This window comes from Mesorhizobium sp. M0954 (assembly GCF_040319155.1).
Lineage (GTDB): Bacteria > Pseudomonadota > Alphaproteobacteria > Rhizobiales > Rhizobiaceae > Mesorhizobium.
In genome coordinates, this window is record NZ_JAMYNR010000014.1 from 86,041 (window position 1) to 104,421 (window position 18,381).

Below are 18,381 nucleotides of genomic sequence, written 5' to 3' on the forward strand. Positions count from 1 at the left end.
GATTGGCAGAGGCCGCCGATTTCCTTATATCGCTCTCGTCGATGCATCGGCCCGAAAAATCGGAAACGATTTTCGGAAAGCACGATGCATGGATTCAAAGTGTTGGAGCGTATGTGCGTCCGGGTGGACGCACGTTTGTTGCAACTGCGCCGGAGAGCACCCATGCCCCTGAAAGTCGCCGTCCAGATGGACCACATCTCTACCGTGTCGATTGCCGGCGACACGTCGTTTGCGCTGTCGCTGGAAGCGCAGCGGCGCGGGCACCAGCTGTTCCACTACACGCCCGACCGGCTGTCGCTGCGCGAAGGCAAGGTGTTTGCCCGTATCGAGGCGATGCAGGTCCGCGACGAGAAGGGCAACCATTATTCGCTGGGCGAGAAGGTGCGCACCGATCTTGCGGAGATGGACGTCATCCTTTTGCGGCAGGATCCGCCCTTCGACATGAACTACATCACCACCACGCATATCCTCGAGCGCATCCATCCGAAGACGCTGGTGGTCAACGACCCGGCCTGGGTGCGCAACAGCCCGGAAAAGATCTTCGTCACCGAATTTCCCGACCTGATGCCGGACACGCTGATCACCAAGGACCCGCTCGAGGTCGCCGCCTTTCGCAAGGAGTTCGGCGATATCATCGTCAAGCCGCTCTACGGCAATGGCGGCGCCGGCATCTTTCACCTGCACGAGGCCGACCGCAACCTCGCCTCGCTGCTCGAAATGTTCGGCCAGTTGTTCCGCGAACCCTACATCGTGCAGCGCTACCTCAAGGAGGTGCGGGGTGGCGACAAGCGCATCATCCTGATTGACGGCGAGCCTGTCGGCGCCATCAACCGCGTGCCGGCCGAGCATGATTCGCGCTCCAACATGCATGTCGGCGGCCGCGCCGAAAAGACCGAATTGACGGAACGCGAACGCGAGATCTGTGCCCGCATCGGCCCCGCGCTGAAGGAGCGCGGCTTCATCCTCGTCGGCATCGACGTCATCGGCGACTACATGACCGAGATCAACGTGACCTCACCGACCGGCATACGCGAAGTGCAGCGCTTCGGCGGCGCCGACATCGCCAGCCTGTTCTGGGATGCCGTGGAGGAGAAGCGCAACTAGCCTCGCTTCGCGAGCGGCCGCGTTGCAAACCATTGCAGCCGTGGCGCTCAGCTGTTCCCCAAATGTTCTTGCCTTCGCCGGAAATCTGTGGTTGTCTCGGGTGACGCCGTTCGCGGCATGATCGCAAAGGCTTGGGGCAAAAGCCTGCATCTGGGGTGAAGACATGGTGGCGCGGGTTCGCACGGTTGCTTTCCAGGGCATCGAGGCCGTGCCGGTCGATGTGCAGGTGATGATCGCGCCGGGCAAAGTCAACATGCACATCGTCGGGCTGGCCGACAAGGCTGTGGCCGAAAGCCGCGAGCGGGTGCAGGCAGCGCTGCATGCATCCGGCCTGTCGATGCCGTCGAAGAAGGTCACCGTCAATCTGGCGCCGGCCGACCTGCCCAAGGAAGGCAGCCACTACGATCTGCCGATCGCCCTCGGGCTGATGGCGGCGCTCGGCGCCATTCCGGGCGACATGCTGGCCGGCTATGTCGTGCTTGGCGAATTGTCACTCGACGGAACCATCGCCGCGGTGGCTGGCGCGCTGCCGGCGGCAATCGGTGCCAACGCCGAAGGCAAGGGCTTGATCTGCCCGTTCGCCTGCGGGCCGGAAGCGGCCTGGGCCGGCAAGGACTTCGACATATTGGCGCCGCGCAGCCTGATCGCCATCGCCAATCATTTTCGCGGCACGCAGGTTCTGTCACGGCCGGAAGCCGGCATCCATGCTTCGGCGCGCGACCTGCCCGACCTTGCCGACATCAAGGGTCAGGAGACCGCCAAGCGGGCGCTGGAGGTGGCGGCAGCCGGCGGCCACAATCTTCTGATGGTCGGGCCGCCGGGATCGGGAAAGTCGATGCTGGCGCAGCGGCTGCCGTCGATCCTGCCGCCGCTTGCGCCGAAGGAATTGCTCGAAGTCTCGATGATCGCGTCGGTGGCCGGCGAACTCGGCGAAGGAAAACTCACCGACCGGCGGCCGTTCCGCGCGCCACATCATTCGGCCTCGATGGCGGCGATGGTCGGCGGCGGGTTGCGCGTGCGGCCGGGCGAGGCCTCGCTCGCCCATCACGGCGTGCTGTTCCTCGACGAGTTTCCCGAATTCTCGCCGCAGGCGCTCGATGCGCTGCGCCAGCCGCTCGAGACCGGCGACTGCATGATCGCGCGGGCCAACCACCGCGTTACTTATCCGGCACGTATCCAGCTGGTCGCGGCGATGAACCCGTGCCGCTGCGGCATGGCCGGCGAGCCGGGCTATCGCTGCCTGCGCGGCGACCGCTGCCGCACCGACTACCAGGCGCGCATTTCCGGCCCGCTGCTCGATCGCATCGATCTCAGGATCGAGGTGCCGGCGGTCTCGGCCAGCGATTTGATCCGGCCGGACCGGGCGGAGAAGAGCGCCGCCGCGGCACTGCGCGTGGCGCGGGCGCGGACGATCCAGCGTGAGCGTTTCGAACGGCTCGGCGCCACCTCCGCCACCACGAACGCGCATTGCTCGCCGTCGGTCATCGAGGAAATCGCCATGCCCGATGCCGCCGGCCTGTCGCTGCTCAGGGACGCCAGCGAAAAGCTTGGCTTTTCCGCGCGGGCCTATCACCGCGTCTTGAAGGTGGCGCGGACACTCGCCGATCTCGAGGCCAGCGAGACGGTCGGCCGCATCCATCTGGCCGAAGCGATTTCCTACCGCATGAGTTCGGAGCGGATGGCGCAGGCGGCGTGACGTTCCCCTCCCCTCAAGGGGGAGGGGGACGCCGGCGCTTACCCTTGGCCGGCGTGCATCGTGCTTTCGGTTCAGCCGTTATCCCGCGCCTTCAGCTCCAGCCGCCGTGCGTGCAGCACCGGCTCGGTGTAGCCGTTGGGTTGCACGCGCCCCTTGAAGACCAGGTCGCAGGCGGCGAGGAAGGCGATGGACTTGTCGAAATCCGGCGCCATCGGCCGGTAGAGCGGATCGCCTTCGTTCTGGCGGTCGACGATCGCCGCCATGCGTTTCATCGTCTCCATGACCTGCTCGGGCGTGCAGACGCCGTGATGCAGCCAGTTGGCGATGTGCTGCGAGGAGATGCGCAGCGTGGCGCGGTCCTCCATCAGACCGACGTCGTTTATGTCAGGCACTTTCGAACAGCCGACGCCCTGGTCGATCCAGCGCACGACATAGCCCAGAATGCCTTGCGCATTGTTGTCGAGCTCCTTCTGGATGTCTTCTAGCGACCAGTTCGGCCGCACAGCGACCGGCACCGACAAGATGTCGTCGAGTTTTGCCTTGGGCCGGCTCTTCAGCGCCGCTTGCACGGCATGGACGTCGACCTTGTGATAATGGGTGGCGTGCAGCGTCGCTGCCGTCGGCGACGGCACCCAGGCGGTGTTGGCGCCGGCCTTGGGATGCGCGATTTTCTCGGCCAGCATCGCCGCCATAAAGTCGGGCATCGCCCACATGCCTTTGCCTATCTGGGCGTGGCCGGCCAACCCACATTCCAGCCCGATGTCGACGTTCCAGGCTTCGTAGGCGGCGATCCAGGCGGCCTGCTTCATGTCGCCCTTGCGGATCATCGGGCCGGCTTCCATCGAGGTGTGGATCTCGCCGCCGGTGCGATCGAGGAAGCCGGTGTTGATGAAGACGACGCGTTCTTTCGCGGCGCGGATCGCCTCCTTGAGATTGACGGTGGTGCGCCGCTCCTCGTCCATGATGCCCATCTTGATGGTGTTTTTGGGCACGCCGAGCAGCGCCTCGACGCGGTCGAAAATCTCGACGGCGAAGGCAACTTCGTCGGGCCCGTGCATCTTGGGCTTTACGATGTACATCGAGCCGGCGCGAGAATTGGCGCGGCGCCCGTTCACGCCGATGTCATGCAGCGCGATCAGCGCCGTCAGCGCCGCATCCATGATGCCTTCCGGCACCTCGTTGCCGTCGCGGTCTGATATCGCCGGATTGGTCATAAGGTGGCCGACATTCCTGACCAGCATCAGCGAGCGGCCGGGCAAGGTCAGCGTGCCGCCATCGGGCGCGGTATAGGTGCGGTCGGGGTTGAGCCTGCGGACAAAGCTCTTGCCGGCCTTGGTGATCTCCTCCGCCAAGTCGCCCTTCATCAGGCCGAGCCAGTTGCGGTAGACCAGCACCTTGTCCTGCGCATCCACTGCGGCGATCGAATCCTCGCAGTCCTGGATGGTGGTCAGCGCCGATTCCAGCACGACATCGGCAATGCCGGCCGGATCGGTGCGGCCGATCTGGTTGTTGCGGTCGATGACGATTTCAATGTGCAGGCCGTTCTTGGTGAGCAGGACGGCTTCGGGGTCGGCGGCATCGCCGCGATAGCCGGCAAACTGTCTGAGGTCGGCAAGCGTGGTGGCGCCGGCACCCTCGCCGAGCCGCAACATGCCATTGGCGACCGAAAGCCCGTTGACGCCGGCCCATTTGCCTGTGGTGAGCGGCACCGCCTCGTCGAAGAAGCTTTTCACCCAGGCGACGACCTTGGCACCGCGCGCCGGATTGAATTTGTTGCCTCGCTCGGCGCCGGCCGTCTCCGGGATAGCGTCGGTGCCGTAGAGCGCATCGTACAGCGAGCCCCAGCGCGCATTGGCGGCGTTCAGCGCATAACGCGCGTTCATCACCGGCACCACCAGCTGCGGCCCGGCAACCGAAGCGATTTCCGGGTCGACATTTTCGGTGGTCACGCTGAACGCCGGCCCCTCGGGCAGGAGATAGCCGATCTCGCGGAGGAACGTCTTGTAGGCCTCCATGTCGACGGGCGCGCCATTGTCGCGATACCAGCGGTCGAGCTTGTCCTGCATGGCATCGCGCTTTTCGAGCAGTGCCCGGCTTTTTGGCGAGAGATCATGGACGATCGCCGAAAAACCGCTCCAGAATGCCTCCGCTTCAATGCCGGTGCCCGGCAGCGCCTCGTTCACGACGAAATCATGAAGCTCGCGGGCAATCCGCAATCCGGCGATCTCGACGCGATCGGTCATCAGGGCTTCTCCAGACGAAAGGCTAGGCCGGGCCTTTGGCATGTCACGGTGGCAGGGTCAATTCAGCTCAGGGTGAAGGTAGGGCGTTTTCGCTGCCGATCTCCCCCTTGAGGGCCCCTTGTGGGGGAGATGGCCGGCAGGCCAGAGGGGGTCGCCTCGCGTGGAAGTGCAACCTCTTCTTTGCACCAAATCGCGTCGCGCTTCATGCGAGGCGACCCCCTCGGTCGCCTTCGGCGACATCTCCCCCTCAAGGGGGGAGATTACGCGCTCACACCGCAATCCTTGGCCGTCCCGACGCCACCGCCACGACATGCGCCTCGATGAACATGCGCTGCCCCTCTACTGTGGAGACGCGGAACTCGCTGGCGATTTCGATCTCGGCGCTGTCGGTGCCGGCGTCCTTCGCCCGTCCAGCGGCAATCGCCCGCACATCTTTCTCCGCTGCGGCGATCGCCGCTGCTTCGTCGTTGAAATCGCGCACGCTTTCACCTGAGGCAACGCGGAAAAGCCCTTCCTTGGGCTGGCTGACCCGCGCCTCCGCCGACACCCGGACCTGGCCGACGACGGCGCCGAGCGCGTTGGCGACGTCGGTATCCTGCGGCACCACGCATCGATTGCCGACCAGCTCGGCCAGGCCGGCATAATGCAGCGGTGCCGAGGCGCCGAGGCCGATCACCGGACGGTCGAGCGCGACGCTCAAGCGGGCGATGCCGGGATGCGCGTCGACGGCGCGCTGGACCAGGGCATGGGCGACGGTCGCAGCGCCATCCAGCCCGTCCTCGGCAAAGGCGGTTTCGAGGATGACTTCGGCCGACAGGCGGGTCAGCGCGGTCAGCACCCGTTCCGAGATCGCCTCCGGCGAGGCGGCGATGAACTGGCCGCGGCCGTCGCGCCTGCGCGCGAACAGCTCGGCTCCCAGACGCGCCGCGGTCGCATCCCAATTGGCCTGCCTGCCCAGCACATGCGCGGCGTCCGACGGCGTGAAGCCGGCGACATGCACCAGCCCGCGCGATACCAGCCGGTTCAAGGTGGCGTTCTGGGCGTTCGAGGTCAGCAATCTGTCGAGAGCCTGCGGCACAGCACCGATCAGCTCGTAAAGCTTGGCTTCGGCGCCGGTCAGTCCGGCCGCCAGCCGCTCCGGCACGCCGGTGCGCACCGCCAGCCGGCCATCCATGCGGCCGGGGTTGGGCGCGCGCAGCTGGCGTTCGAGCTCTGATGTGACGGCCTCGCCATGCATCAAGCCGGCCAGTGCCAGCGGCACCAGGCGGCGCGGGCCGAGCAGGATCTTCGGGCTGAGCGCGCCGTCCTCCAGCGCCACTTCGGAATCGCCGCCGAGGCCAAAAGTGCGCATGGCGACGGCCTCGACCATGGTGCGGAACCCGCCGACGGTGGCGCCTTCCGGATCGAGCCGCGGCCGGCCCTTGTCCAACACGGCGACATCTGTGGTGGTGCCGCCGATATCCGAGACCACGGCATCGTCGAGGCCGGTCATGTGGCGGGCACCGACGAGGCTGGCGGCCGGGCCGGACAGGATGGTCTCGATCGGCCGCTGGCGGGCAAAGGCAGCCGAGACCAGAGCGCCGTCGCCGCGCACCACCATCAGCGGGGCGGCAATGTTGCGCGCGGCCAAAAAGCCTTCCGTTGCCGCGACCAGCCGGTCGATCATCGAGATCAGCCTGGCGTTGAGCAATGTCGTCAGCGCCCGGCGCGGGCCGCCGAGCTTGGCCGACAGTTCGTGGCTGGCGGTGACCGGCAGGCCGGTCCTGTCGCGGATCAGGTTCCGCGCGCTTAGCTCATGCGCCGGGTTGCGGGTGGCGAAATAGGCGCAGACGGCAAAGCCGGACACCGACTTTTCCAGTTCCGGCAAAGCTGACTCCAGCCCGGAAAGATCGAGCTTTGCCGCATTGCCATGGACATCGTGGCCGCCGGGGCAGAACACCACGGGATCGGTGCCGAGCGCGGCCTTCAGCCCGTCGCGGGCAAGGTCGCCCTCGGCAAAGCCGATCATCACCAGCGCCACGCGGCCGCCCTGGCCCTCGACCAGCGCATTGGTGGCTAGCGTCGTCGACATCGACACCAGTTTGATCGCTGCCGGGTCGGTGCCGGCCATTTCGAGCACCGCATCGACCGCGCCGGAGATGCCGACCGCCAGATCGTGCCGTGTCGTCAGCGCCTTGGCCTTTGCCAGCACTTTGCCGTTAGGGCCGCCGGCCTCCGACCACAGCACGGCGTCGGTATAGGTGCCGCCGGTGTCGATGCCGAGGAACAGGGGTGAGGGTTTGGGCTTGGCGGTCATATTTGGGTCCGGAGAATTCGTCTCCGCCCCTTAGCCGATATGCGCCGGGCGATAAAGGCACGAGCGCTGGGCCAACAGGCGATGATCGTGGTGACGGCCAATCTCCCCCCTCGTGGGGGAGATGGCCGGCAGGCCAGAGGGGGGCGCTGTCCCGCCGGCCTTTGCCATGGTTACAGCCGCTCCGGCCGTTCATTCAGACGCACGCCCCAGGCCAGCCGCAATCACAATATGCTGGCAGACATTGTCGATGTCGCGGATGATGTCGTCGTTCCAGAAGCGCAGAACGGTCCAGCCATCCTGTTCCAGGCGCACTGTCCTTGCTTCGTCTCTGGCAACAGCATCGGCTTCGGTATGCTGGGAGCCGTCGACCTCGACGATCAGTTTCTTGTCCGGGCAAGCGAAGTCGACGATGTAACCTGCGATTGGGAATTGACGCCGGAAGCCGAGTCCCATCAGCCGGTGCGCACGAAGCTCGTTCCAGAGCTTCAATTCAGCTGATGTCATGACCTTGCGCATCGATCGCGCATTTGCGCGGTGTTTTGGAGGCAATGGCGTATGAGGCATTGTACTGCTGATATTGGCGCTCTACGGCGCCCCCCTCTGTCCTGCCGGACATCTCCCCCACGAGGGGGGAGATTGGCAACTTTGCCGCCTACCCGACAAACCCCACCTTCTTGTGCGAGCCATCGCAGAACGGCTTGTTGGCGGAGTGGCCGCAGCGGCAGAGGAAGGTGCGTTGCGTGCGGTCGACCGTGTGGCCGGTGCCGGTGACGATTTCGACATTGCCTTCGAGCTTGAGCGGGCCGTTGGTCGTCGGTGTGACGGTCAGCGGGCCATTCCGCACCTCCAGCGCCGGCGCGTCCTTCAGCGCCGGCTCGCCGGTGGCGGTGAAGCCCGATTTGGTGTGGCTGCCGTCGCAGAACGGCTTGTTTTCCGAGGCGCCGCAGCGGCAGAGCGTGGCGCGGTAAAACGTTTCGCCGCCCAACACGATCTCGGCATGGACGGCAAGCGGACCGTTTTCCCTTATGCGCACAATGTTGACCACCGGCGGCTGTTCCTGCGGCCCGCCATCCTTGCGGACATAGGTGATGGCGCCGGACGGGCAGGCTTCGGCGAGCGCCACGATCTTCTCGACGCTGGCCGCATCCGGATGGATCCACTGACCGGGCGCGTTGGGCACGAAAACATGCGGATCGCCAAGCACGCAGTTGCGCGAATGGATGCAGCGTTTTCCCGAAAAGCCGATGTCGATCTTCTCGCCTTCGACCACTGCCATGGGTGGGTCTCCTGTCGGACTACGCTATGGCGACAGTCAGGACGACGTCAAGGCAGCATTCTCCCCCTCGTGAGGGCCGACCTCGGGCGCGGCGGTAAGGGAATTCCCATTTTTTGTTCGCAGCACCACATTTTGTTCTTGCTTTGTGCCGGCGGCTATGCTACTAATTTGCGTATGGTGCCAATTGGCTCCAACGACCCGCCCGCCGAGGCGGGTTTTTTGTTTCAGCTTTGAAATTCCGTTGCCGGCCTGCACTCGCGGGACGGCCCTCTCCCCCCTCGAGGGCAGGGCAATCGCATTTGGATTCTTACGAAGATGGACCCCCACCCTAACCCTCCCCACAAGGGGGAGGGAATGCTGCCGCGCGCCCTTACTTCCCCTTTTGGCGCCGAAAGGCAGGCAATTTGCCGAGGTCAGCGCCAACGGAAGTCTCCCTCCCCCTTGTGGGGAGGGGTTAGGGGTGGGGGTACGTCGTAGAGCGAAAGCCTCGGCTTGCTATCTGCGATGGCCCTGCCCTCGAGGGGGAGATGGCCGCGCAGCGGCCAGAGGGGGTCGGCACGACCGGACTCGGCCTACTGCTGCAGAACAGGTTGGCGCTCTATGCGCGGCGACCCCCTCTGTCGCCTTTGGCGACATCTCCCCCTCAAGGGGGGAGATCTGCCACGTCACGGAACCAGATCGATTTCCTCGGTCTCGCCGCCACTGCAGGTGTAGCAGCAATCGTCGCACTTTTCCGTATTGCCGGGGCCGACGCCCCAATAGGTGTTCTCGTCGCCGTCGACCCAGGCGCCGTAGCAGATCGATTCGCCGTCACTGCAGGACAGCGGGATCGACTTGGTCTCGCCATCGTTGAGATAGTAATCCTGATTGTTGCCCGGCCAGACATGATCGCGGTCCTGGCTGTAGAGCTCGACGCGCATGGCGTTCGGATGGCTGTTCTTGATCTCGAAGGTGACATCGCCGGCATGCGCGACGGGCCCAAACAGCGTGACAATGAACAGCGACGCGGCGACGCGGCGCCCGAAAGCGTAGGACGACATGATGATTTCCCCCCGGAATGAAGCGGCCTGCCCGGCCGCGAGCGAGAACATGGCATGGCGGCGGGATGGGTGGAAGGGGTGATTGCGGTGTTTGTATCTCGGCGCGGCTGGCGCATGAGTGACAAAACCGGACGACTATGTGTCCAACTAAATAACCGGGAAAGGGAACTGATCACCCAAGCTTATATGGCTTGCAAACAAACATTCCGACTTGCAATCATGCAATTGATTTTGGTCCACAGTCTCGGTGGCAAAGTGGAAAATCCGCCCCCCGGGATTTGAGATGCCAGATGGCTTTGCCAAGAGGCTAAGCATTTGCAGGATCATCAGACCTGATGCGTTCATGGCGAAAGGAAACACGTTCTCGTTTCGATGGATGAAATGGTCCCTCGGCAAATCTTTAATGTAGGTCGGATCGTCCAAAAATCCTTCCCGTTCCAGCGCCACATCGGCCGGCTTGTACTGTCCCAAACACTCAAGGCATGGCCTGCCCGGCATCGCGATGTGAGCACGCCAGTCTGCGCCACGCATCCTCCCGTTTGGGGTGACACTTAGAAGAACACCACCGTCAACTACTGGGACGAGATGTGCGTTTGCCATCATATTCAAAACTTGCCGCGGCCACGGCCGATCAACGCAACTGAACAATATGTCGCAATCAAGCGCAGCTTTCAGACCTTCGCCCGTCGCAATCGATAGCGGGAACGGACGGATTTCGACCGAAGCAGACGTTGCGTGCCTCTTAAGGACGTCAGATGCGACATCAACTTTGAGACGCCCGACATCTTCCACGGTTGCATGCAACAGTCGATCCAGATTGTGTCCCTTGACGCTGTCAAAATCGATAAGAGTCACGATCTCAGCGCCCATGCGAACTAAAGCCTCGGCTATGAAAGCACCAACACTTCCAGCGCCTATCAGCCCGTAATGCAATCGAGCCAACGTGTTCTGGGTTTCAACACCCCATGCCGAGTAGGTGCGCCTTAAGACGTCTCGGTATTCTGGCTTCGGAACCAGTTCGTCCATAAATGTGACGGTGAATTCTTCGCCAATCGACCGAACAGTACCGCACCACTCGCGTCGGAATTCTCCTCGGCCAACACGCGGCCAAAAACGTGCGCTCAGCGCTCCGTCTGCTCCCATTGTCAGACCGACTAATGGCAGTCCGGTTGCACCGAAAACACGCGGCGCCAATCGCTCCTCGGCCACAACATCAGGACCGCTCATCGGTTGCCAGCCCGGAGTGAAATGATTGTGAAGAAAGGCAATGCCGGCTGCCTCCTTCAACGCTTCCCTTACTACGCGGTCAAAATACTTTGGGAGAAAACTCACGCCACCATGGAGTTCGCGTTCATCATTTTGTGGCAAGATAATTTTCGTCAATAACGCAGTTTGGCGACTGCGCCCTGTGCTGGGGCGCCAAAGTGCGAAGCAGAGTTCCTCCTGTCTGCGTCCTTGGGCTACATACTGAAGAAGATGCTCGCGAAGTTGTCGCCCTAACGCGCAGGTAAGCGCGACGCTGTATCCGACTCGGCTCATTGTGTTGACCACAGACCGTTGATGAATGCCATGTAACGTCCCGCAGTCCGACTGCCATTCTGCCAAGTCTGAAACGGGCGACTCCAATACTGCCAGCCGGTACCGAAATGTTTGCTATGCTCGGAGCTATTGTGGATACCGCCTGTCGGATGCTCACCGCCTGCCTGGTTCGGATGCAAGATATAGTTGATATGCGGTCCGGTGGCCGGCGTAAGCGGAAAATCCGGAGGAACGACAAGCCCCATCGTGATTGTCAATCCGGCGTGGCTGCCGGCCCTCACCGCGTAGGGAAAGGTGATGTGTTCGTCTCCAAGTTCGGTCACCTCGAACCCAGCGGTCCGCAATTGCGCCGCAAAGAGCTTAGCGCCTGTAAGCATCGCATCAGCGGACTGGCCATCAGATACCGGTGTGGCGCCGGTGTAGGAACTGACGAACTTTGAACCTGGGTGAAGGTGGACTTCTTCGCCGCCTTTGCCTTCATACGATTCCGTATGATGCCCCTTTATTTCAGTGAGGTAGTACTCATCGGGAGCGAGGCCGGCTAACGCCAAAATCTGATTGGCGGTCAGTTCCTTTTCCGGCACCTCATAGGCGTCGCCGTCGATCTGAATTTCAAATGACTTTTGCAATTCCCTCTCCGTTTTGTGAGGAATGTTGACGGGCTCGTCGAGAGGACGAATACCAAGACCATATTTGCTATCCAGCTTGTCGTCAAGATTGTTGACGTCATATTTTGTTGTTAAAACCGTCGGCCTGTGGCGTTGACGAATTGGTCGAGGGCGACTATACTAAGCGCCTCAGCGCGCGAGGTTTTGTTATGTTTGAAACGATCTATGAAGAAATCGGCGCAACGATACGAGAACTGCGTGAGTCTAAGCTTAAAATAAGCCAAGAGGAAATGGCGAAAAGGGCCGGCATCTCTCGTCCTTCAGTTGCAAATATTGAAAGAGGAGGCCAGCAACTAACAGTAGGGCAGCTTCTGCTATTTTCGAACGTCTTGGGAGTCCCTGCGGTAACTCTCCTTCCGAATGAGTACGGATCAAACGACGTGGGCTCTCTGGTGGATGCACTTCCTGGGGACGTTGATCCGAAACTTCGAGCTTGGGTCGGCACTTTGCAGGGTTAGCAGGTGATGAGTAACCCAAAGGTTTGGCTAGATTCCAAGCGACTCTTCGAGGTTCGGGCACTCGCGCTACGACAGCTCCGGGCTGTCGATTACGCTGGTGGCGCTGTAGATATTGAGCGCGTAGCTAGTAATCTTGGCGCGGTGATAAGATACGCCCCTTACGAAGGCGAGTTGGCCGGCATGCTGATCAGAAGTAAGGGTCAAGCAATAATAGCGATCAACTCTGCTCATCATAAAAACCGCCAAAGATTTACAATTGCCCACGAATGTGGCCATATAGTATTTCACTCGAAGGATTTATTCGTTGACAAGACTTTCTCTGTACTCAGACGAGATGAAGTATCGTCAACTGCGGAAGACGTAATGGAGGTTGAGGCCAACCAGTTTGCAGCAGAAATCCTGATGCCTCTTCCATACCTGAAGAGAGATCTTATAAAATACAATATAGACTTGGAAGATGACTCGGCGATAGCAAAAATGGCGAAAAATTACTCGGTAAGCGTTCAAGCAATGACCTACCGAGTGGCCAATCTGTTTTTAGTGAGAACGGCTACCTAAGTTTTGACTAGCCGTTCGCAAATGCCGACTAGACAAAAGCCAACAAACACTCTGGCTAGATCGATCTCGCTGCTTCCAGCTATGCCGCCCCTTCGCTATGGGATCCAGGCATTTGTCGTTCAAAAAGCCAACCGTCGGCTTTTCGTGGCCCTCGCTCCTCACCCGTTCGGAACCAAGTTTGGTTCCAGCCCCCCTCAATCGCCCATCTTCAGCGCCTGGATAAACGCTTCCTGCGGGATGTCCACCTTGCCGAACTGGCGCATCCGCTTCTTGCCCTCTTTCTGCTTGTCGAGCAGCTTGCGTTTGCGTGAGACGTCGCCGCCGTAGCATTTGGCGGTGACGTCCTTGCGCAGCGCCGAGATGGTCTCGCGGGCGATGACCTTGCCGCCGATCGCCGCCTGGATCGGGATCTTGAACAGATGATGCGGGATCAGCTCCTTCAGCTTCTCGCACATCTGGCGGCCGCGCTTTTCCGCCGCCGTCCGGTGGACCAGCATCGACAGCGCATCGACCGGCTCTTCGTTGACCAGGATCGACATCTTGACCAGGTCGCCTTCCTTGTAGTCGGTCAAATGATAGTCGAAGGAGGCGTAGCCCTTGGAGATCGACTTCAGCCGGTCATAGAAGTCGAAGACCACCTCGTTGAGCGGCAGATCGTAGATCAGCATGGCGCGTTTGCCGACATAGGAGAGATCGGCCTGGATGCCGCGCCGGTCCTGGCAGAGCTTCAGGATACCGCCGAGATAGTCGTCGGGGGTGAGGATGGTGGCGCGGATCCATGGCTCCTCGATGGCCGCAATCTTGACCACGTCGGGCATGTCGGCCGGGTTGTGCAGTTCCTTGACAGAGCCGTCGTTCAACAGCAGGCGGTAGACGACGCTAGGTGCGGTGGCGATGAGGTCGAGATTGAACTCGCGCTCCAGCCGCTCCTGGATGATTTCGAGATGCAGCAGGCCGAGGAAGCCGCAGCGGTAGCCGAAGCCGAGCGCGGCGCTGGTTTCCATTTCAAACGAAAAGGACGCGTCATTGAGGCGCAGCTTGCCGACCGCGGCGCGCAGATCCTCGAAATCGGCGGCGTCGACCGGGAACAGGCCGCAGAACACCACCGGCTGTGCCGGCTTGAAGCCGGGCAGGGCACTTGCAGTCGGCCGCTTGTCCTCGGTGATGGTGTCGCCGACGCGGGTGTCGGCAACCTCCTTGATCGAGCCGGTGAAGAAGCCGAACTCGCCGGGGCCGAGCTCGTCGACATTGATGCGGGCCGGCGTAAAGACGCCGGTGCGCTCGACCAGGTATCTGGCGCCGGTGCCCATCATGCGGATGGTCTGGCCCTTCTTCAGCACGCCGTCGATGATGCGGACCAGCACGATGACGCCGAGATAGGCATCGTACCAGGAGTCGACCAGCATCGCCTTCAGCGGGGCCGCGATGTCGCCCTCGCGCGGCGGCGGCAGATCGTTGACGATCGCTTCCAGCACGTCGGGAATGCCGAGCCCGGTCTTGGCCGAGATCAGTACGGCGTTGGAGGCGTCGATGCCGATCACCTCCTCGACCTGTTCGCGGATGCGCTCGGGCTCGGCGGCGGGCAGGTCGACCTTGTTCAGCACCACGACGATTTCGTGGTTGTTGTCGATCGCCTGGTAGACATTGGCCAGCGTCTGCGCCTCGACGCCTTGCGAGGCGTCGACGACCAGCAGCGAACCTTCGCAGGCGGCGAGCGAGCGCGACACTTCATAGGCGAAGTCGACATGGCCGGGCGTGTCGATCAGGTTGAGGACATAGTCCTGTCCATTGTTGGCGCGGTATTTCAGCCGCACCGTCTGCGCCTTGATGGTGATGCCGCGCTCGCGCTCGATGTCCATCGAGTCCAGCACCTGCTCCTTCATGTCGCGCAGCTCCAGCCCGCCGGTCGACTGGATCAGCCGGTCGGCAAGCGTGGATTTGCCATGGTCGATATGGGCAACGATGGAGAAGTTGCGGATGTTCTTGATCGGCGTGGTCATGCGGCGCGCTTTAGCAGGGGCACGGTACATCGGCAAGCGGCGGGACGCGGGTGCGGCGGCGGGGCGGCAAAGTCGTTAAACTTTGATCCATGAGATTAGAGCATAGTTTGCGCCCGGCGTGGTAGCCCACCGGTCTATCGCCGTTTCGGGGGGATCGGAATGCCGCCGTCAGCACGCAAATTTCTCAGATCGGTGAGCGGCTCGTTCGCGCCATTGCTCGCCATCTTGCTTATCCCGATGGTTGCCGCATTGGGTTTTTCCATCGACTATACCTCCGCGGTTTCAACCAGGGCATCGATGCAGAACGCCCTCGATGCAGCGTCGCTGTCGATCACGACGCTTGCGACGACCACGACGTTGGCGGACCGCCAGGTAAGCCTGCAGGACTCATATCTGGCCAATGGCGGGCAAGGCACGGCCAAGCTCGACAGCTTCGTCGTCGCCACCGACGGCGCCGCCAGCATCAAGGCTTCGGCCGGCTTTGCCATGCCGACGAATTTCATGCAGATCGCGAGGATCAACACGGTGCAGGTCGGCGTTGCGTCGGCAGTGACAAAGCGGCCGGCATTGGTGGAGGCCACGTTCAAGGTCGACAAGATCTCTGGCTGGTGGGACAAGACGGTGACGCTCTACGGCACCAAATTCGGGGACACGGTGGCCAACAAGCTGATGAGGATCTCCTACGCGTACAACAGGTTTGGCGATCCCAAAGGCTACGGGACGTCCTCTGTTTACACGATCAACGGAACGACGGAGACGCTGGTCCAGAAACAAGTATGCACGACCGTCACGGTGACCAGCTTCTATGGCTTGCCCACCGGCACAATCACTCAGATCAGCGGCACCAGGAAATACGCAACCACCTGCGTCAACACGATGTATCCCGCGACCGGCGCCGGTGCGGTGATCGATGTGAAGGACATGGATAACCTGTCTCTGGAGATGAAGATTCCGAATCCCAATCCTGGTCTTGGCGGCGGCTATCTGGCGTCGGGCACGAAAGACACCCTGCGATCGGACGATCCGGCCACGTCCGACCGATTGTTCATCGACAAGGTCAAGACGCTGGCCAATACGACTGTCGACATCTTTGAGGCCGTGCCGTGCGGCATCACCAGCAGTCAAGCGTGGGAAGATGGCGGATCACTTACCAACAACACCATAGATGATGCCGATTTTTCCTATTTTGTGACCGGCAAGTGCGCGTTCAACAAGCGGCCTTCGGAAACCGTGCTCACACAATAGGGGCGACTTGAGTGCCTACCTCCCCCTTGTGGGTCCTCAAGGGGGGAGATCGGACATCGCCTCGGCCCTCGCTAATGCTCTAGGAACTCGGACTTCTCCTCAATCACGAAGCGGTGATGCTGTAACGAAGCGTGCGTCGGCGGCGAAGTGTGGACATGAAACGATGTCTGCGCAGGAGAAATGCGATGCCCGGATCGACAGCGAAACGACGCACAGCCCTGATGGGGCTCGCCGCGGCACTGTTTTCCGCGACTGTGCTGTCGGCAACCAGCGCGGCCGCCGGACAGACGCTGACGGTCGTAGAGCTGTTCACCAGCCAGGGCTGCTCGTCCTGCCCGCCGGCCAACGCCAATCTGATCAAGGTCAAGGACCGGCCCGGCGTGCTGGCGCTGTCCTTCAACGTCACCTACTGGGACTATCTCGGCTGGAAGGACACATTCGGCAAAGAAGAATTCACGCAGCGCCAGGTCCGCTATGAACCGTCGCTCGGCCGTTCCGGCCCGTTCACGCCGCAAGTGGTGGTCAACGGCAGGGCCGATGCCGTCGGCGCCAGGCCGGGCGAGATCGAGCAGCTGATTTCGAGTGGCGGCCACGCTGACGGACCTTCGCTGTCGCTCGCCGGCGGGAAGGTCAGCATCGGCGCCGGTCCGGTGCCCGGCGGCAAGGCCGACGTCTGGCTGGTGCGTTACGGCAAGGGCATCGTCGAGGTGCCGGTGGCGCGCGGCGAAAACACCGGCCGCACGCTGCCGCACGCCAATGTCGTGCATTCGCTGACCAGGCTGGGCAGTTGGACCGGCGACGCCACCGCACTGCCGCTGCCGGCGACGACGGGCGGCCTCAGCACAGCGGTGCTGGTGCAGGTGCCGGGCGGCGGGCCGATCCTTGCTGCCGCTACGAACTAGAAACCCTGCCGAAATTTTCACAACGCGCAGCGGCGCCGCCGCATGCGATCAACCCTGCCAGAACCCTAGGAGATCATCATGACCAATCGTTTGACCAATCGCCCGACCCTGGCGGCACTCGCCTTCGCACTTTGCTCGACGGCGCTGTTCGCAGGAGGCGCGGCGCGGGCCGAAGATGCGATGAAGCCGGCGATGGCGACAAACGCCATGAAGCCGGCAACGGGCGCCATGAAGCCGGCAACGGATGCCATGAAGCCGGCCGGCGCCATGGCGGCTGACGCGATGGCCACGACTGCGATGAAGGCGGGCGATCCGATGAAGGCCGACTGCATGAACAGGGCCGCCGCCGAGACGGACGCCATGAAGAAGACAGAGGCGACCAAGGCCTGCGATGCCATGGCCTCGGCCAAATAGGCGATGCGCACAGCAATGTGAGAGCCCGGCGGACCTATCCGTCGTATAATCCAAACCAGCATCATGGGAGATCAGACATGACCGGAGTCGTGAAACGATCGTCGATTTTCGCAAAAGCAGCACTTGCCGCGCTCATCCTCACGGCCGCCGCGGCCGTATTCTGGCAGACGCCGGCAGTCTCGGCCGAAGACGCGGTGGTGATCCCGCCGCCGGCAATGGACGAGAAGGCCACCGCCGGCACCGAAAAGGCGGTCTTCGCCGGCGGCTGCTTCTGGGGTGTGCAAGGCGTGTTCCAGCACATCAAGGGCGTCACCAGCGCCGTTTCCGGCTATGCCGGCGGCGACCAGGACACGGCCGTCTATGAAATGGTCGGCACCAGCCGGACGGGCCATGCCGAATCCGTCGAGATCACCTACGAGCCGTCCAAGGTGACCTACGGCCAGCTGCTGCAGGTGTATTTCTCGGTGGCGCACAACCCGACGCAACTGAACTACCAGGGCCCGGACACGGGCACCCAGTACCGTTCGACGATCTTTGCCGAAAACGACGCACAGAAAAAGATCGCCGAAAGCTACATCGCCCAGCTCGACAAGGCCAAGGTGTTTCCCAAGCCGATCGTGACGACGCTGGAGACCGGCAAGACCTTCTATCCGGCCGAGGACTATCACCAGGACTTTCTGACGCTCAACCCGACCTATCCCTATATCGTCTACAACGATTTGCCCAAGGTCGAGAACCTGAAGCGGCTGTTCCCCAACCTCTACCGCGAAAAGCCGGTGCTGGTGCTGGCCGCTAACAAGAGCTGAGCTTTTGCAGGGCCTGCTGATCTCCCCCCTTGAGGGGGAGATGGCCGGCAGGCCAGAGGGGGTCGGTTCGGTTGGCGCGACGCGGTCCGGCATATCGAGGAAGACGAAGTTGGCACTCCACGCGCGGCGACCCCCT

The 18,381-nt window shown here is 62.3% G+C and carries 17 protein-coding genes; 8 read left to right on the forward strand and 9 right to left on the reverse strand.

Features of this window, described 5'->3' with window-relative positions; all coding sequences use genetic code 11:
• Nucleotides 1–162 precede the first annotated feature (162 nt).
• A complete protein-coding gene (gshB, locus tag NKH93_RS20190; protein WP_352491152.1) occupies nt 163–1,104 on the forward strand; it encodes a glutathione synthase in 942 nt (313 codons plus the stop codon).
• Nucleotides 1,105–1,267: 163 nt separating this feature from the next.
• The gene (locus NKH93_RS20195; RefSeq protein WP_352971592.1) at nt 1,268–2,800 is read left to right on the forward strand and encodes a YifB family Mg chelatase-like AAA ATPase; all 1,533 of its coding nucleotides are present in this window, start codon (nt 1,268–1,270) and stop codon (nt 2,798–2,800) included.
• Nucleotides 2,801–2,871: 71 nt separating this feature from the next.
• Here the strand turns inward: NKH93_RS20195 and NKH93_RS20200 are convergent, their stop codons facing one another.
• The 7 genes from NKH93_RS20200 to NKH93_RS20230 all read right to left on the reverse strand — a co-directional run bounded on the left by NKH93_RS20200 (nt 2,872) and on the right by NKH93_RS20230 (nt 11,823).
• The gene (locus NKH93_RS20200) at nt 2,872–5,043 is read right to left on the reverse strand and encodes a malate synthase G (RefSeq protein ID WP_352971595.1); all 2,172 of its coding nucleotides are present in this window, start codon (nt 5,041–5,043) and stop codon (nt 2,872–2,874) included.
• Between the two features lie 268 nt (nt 5,044–5,311).
• Complete coding sequence (locus tag NKH93_RS20205) at nt 5,312–7,339, reverse strand: hydantoinase/oxoprolinase N-terminal domain-containing protein (RefSeq protein WP_352971598.1); 2,028 nt, start codon at nt 7,337–7,339, stop codon at nt 5,312–5,314.
• A 189-nt stretch (nt 7,340–7,528) separates the two neighbouring features.
• Nucleotides 7,529–7,903: an endonuclease domain-containing protein gene (locus tag NKH93_RS20210; RefSeq protein WP_352971601.1), complete on the reverse strand. Its 375-nt coding sequence runs from the start codon at nt 7,901–7,903 to the stop codon at nt 7,529–7,531.
• An 88-nt stretch (nt 7,904–7,991) separates the two neighbouring features.
• A complete protein-coding gene (locus NKH93_RS20215) occupies nt 7,992–8,615 on the reverse strand; it encodes a CDGSH iron-sulfur domain-containing protein (RefSeq protein ID WP_352971603.1) in 624 nt (207 codons plus the stop codon).
• 665 nt (nt 8,616–9,280) lie between these two features.
• Nucleotides 9,281–9,655: a hypothetical protein gene (locus tag NKH93_RS20220; RefSeq protein WP_352971606.1), complete on the reverse strand. Its 375-nt coding sequence runs from the start codon at nt 9,653–9,655 to the stop codon at nt 9,281–9,283.
• Between the two features lie 147 nt (nt 9,656–9,802).
• Entirely contained in the window at nt 9,803–11,023 is a 1,221-nt protein-coding gene (locus NKH93_RS20225; RefSeq protein WP_352971609.1) for a ThiF family adenylyltransferase, read from the reverse strand.
• 167 nt (nt 11,024–11,190) lie between these two features.
• A complete protein-coding gene (locus NKH93_RS20230; RefSeq protein ID WP_352971612.1) occupies nt 11,191–11,823 on the reverse strand; it encodes a multiubiquitin domain-containing protein in 633 nt (210 codons plus the stop codon).
• Between the two features lie 188 nt (nt 11,824–12,011).
• Between NKH93_RS20230 and NKH93_RS20235 the strand changes: the two genes are divergently transcribed.
• Nucleotides 12,012–12,320: a helix-turn-helix domain-containing protein gene (locus tag NKH93_RS20235; RefSeq protein ID WP_352971615.1), complete on the forward strand. Its 309-nt coding sequence runs from the start codon at nt 12,012–12,014 to the stop codon at nt 12,318–12,320.
• Between the two features lie 6 nt (nt 12,321–12,326).
• The gene (locus NKH93_RS20240; protein WP_352971618.1) at nt 12,327–12,878 is read left to right on the forward strand and encodes an ImmA/IrrE family metallo-endopeptidase; all 552 of its coding nucleotides are present in this window, start codon (nt 12,327–12,329) and stop codon (nt 12,876–12,878) included.
• 194 nt (nt 12,879–13,072) lie between these two features.
• Here NKH93_RS20240 and lepA read toward each other — a convergent pair whose 3' ends face one another.
• Nucleotides 13,073–14,878 carry a translation elongation factor 4 gene (lepA, locus tag NKH93_RS20245; RefSeq protein ID WP_352971621.1) on the reverse strand — a complete coding sequence of 602 codons (1,806 nt, stop codon included), beginning with the start codon at nt 14,876–14,878 and terminating at the stop codon, nt 13,073–13,075.
• Between the two features lie 134 nt (nt 14,879–15,012).
• The gene (locus NKH93_RS20250) at nt 15,013–15,141 is read right to left on the reverse strand and encodes a hypothetical protein (RefSeq protein WP_352817959.1); all 129 of its coding nucleotides are present in this window, start codon (nt 15,139–15,141) and stop codon (nt 15,013–15,015) included.
• Here NKH93_RS20250 and NKH93_RS20255 point away from each other — a divergent pair.
• From NKH93_RS20255 to msrA, 4 genes are all read left to right on the forward strand, one after another.
• Nucleotides 15,092–16,123, forward strand: a complete 1,032-nt coding sequence (locus NKH93_RS20255; protein WP_352971716.1) for a pilus assembly protein TadG-related protein — start codon at nt 15,092–15,094, stop codon at nt 16,121–16,123. The two genes, NKH93_RS20250 and NKH93_RS20255, sit on opposite strands and share 50 nt — an antisense overlap.
• 185 nt (nt 16,124–16,308) lie before the next feature.
• Nucleotides 16,309–17,025 (forward strand): DUF1223 domain-containing protein, encoded by a 717-nt coding sequence (locus tag NKH93_RS20260; RefSeq protein ID WP_502896469.1) that lies wholly within the window; start codon nt 16,309–16,311, stop codon nt 17,023–17,025.
• A 78-nt stretch (nt 17,026–17,103) separates the two neighbouring features.
• Nucleotides 17,104–17,439 (forward strand): hypothetical protein, encoded by a 336-nt coding sequence (locus NKH93_RS20265; RefSeq protein ID WP_352451838.1) that lies wholly within the window; start codon nt 17,104–17,106, stop codon nt 17,437–17,439.
• A gap of 77 nt (nt 17,440–17,516) precedes the next feature.
• A complete protein-coding gene (msrA, locus tag NKH93_RS20270; RefSeq protein WP_352971625.1) occupies nt 17,517–18,245 on the forward strand; it encodes a peptide-methionine (S)-S-oxide reductase MsrA in 729 nt (242 codons plus the stop codon).
• Nucleotides 18,246–18,381: the final 136 nt, after the last annotated feature.

Bases quoted from the DNA above. Each gene is read 5' to 3' on its own strand.
- gshB (WP_352491152.1), top strand. From the start codon at position 163: ATGCCCCTGAAAGTCGCCGTCCAGATGGACCACATCTCTACCGTGTCG.
- NKH93_RS20195 (WP_352971592.1), top strand. From the start codon at position 1,268: ATGGTGGCGCGGGTTCGCACGGTTGCTTTCCAGGGCATCGAGGCCGTG.
- NKH93_RS20200 (WP_352971595.1), bottom strand. From the start codon at position 5,043: ATGACCGATCGCGTCGAGATCGCCGGATTGCGGATTGCCCGCGAGCTT.
- NKH93_RS20205 (WP_352971598.1), bottom strand. From the start codon at position 7,339: ATGACCGCCAAGCCCAAACCCTCACCCCTGTTCCTCGGCATCGACACC.
- NKH93_RS20210 (WP_352971601.1), bottom strand. From the start codon at position 7,903: ATGCCTCATACGCCATTGCCTCCAAAACACCGCGCAAATGCGCGATCG.
- NKH93_RS20215 (WP_352971603.1), bottom strand. From the start codon at position 8,615: ATGGCAGTGGTCGAAGGCGAGAAGATCGACATCGGCTTTTCGGGAAAA.
- NKH93_RS20220 (WP_352971606.1), bottom strand. From the start codon at position 9,655: ATGTCGTCCTACGCTTTCGGGCGCCGCGTCGCCGCGTCGCTGTTCATT.
- NKH93_RS20235 (WP_352971615.1), top strand. From the start codon at position 12,012: ATGTTTGAAACGATCTATGAAGAAATCGGCGCAACGATACGAGAACTG.
- NKH93_RS20240 (WP_352971618.1), top strand. From the start codon at position 12,327: ATGAGTAACCCAAAGGTTTGGCTAGATTCCAAGCGACTCTTCGAGGTT.
- lepA (WP_352971621.1), bottom strand. From the start codon at position 14,878: ATGACCACGCCGATCAAGAACATCCGCAACTTCTCCATCGTTGCCCAT.
- NKH93_RS20250 (WP_352817959.1), bottom strand. From the start codon at position 15,141: ATGGAAAAACCCAATGCGGCAACCATCGGGATAAGCAAGATGGCGAGC.
- NKH93_RS20260 (WP_502896469.1), top strand. From the start codon at position 16,309: ATGCCCGGATCGACAGCGAAACGACGCACAGCCCTGATGGGGCTCGCC.
- NKH93_RS20265 (WP_352451838.1), top strand. From the start codon at position 17,104: ATGACCAATCGTTTGACCAATCGCCCGACCCTGGCGGCACTCGCCTTC.
- msrA (WP_352971625.1), top strand. From the start codon at position 17,517: ATGACCGGAGTCGTGAAACGATCGTCGATTTTCGCAAAAGCAGCACTT.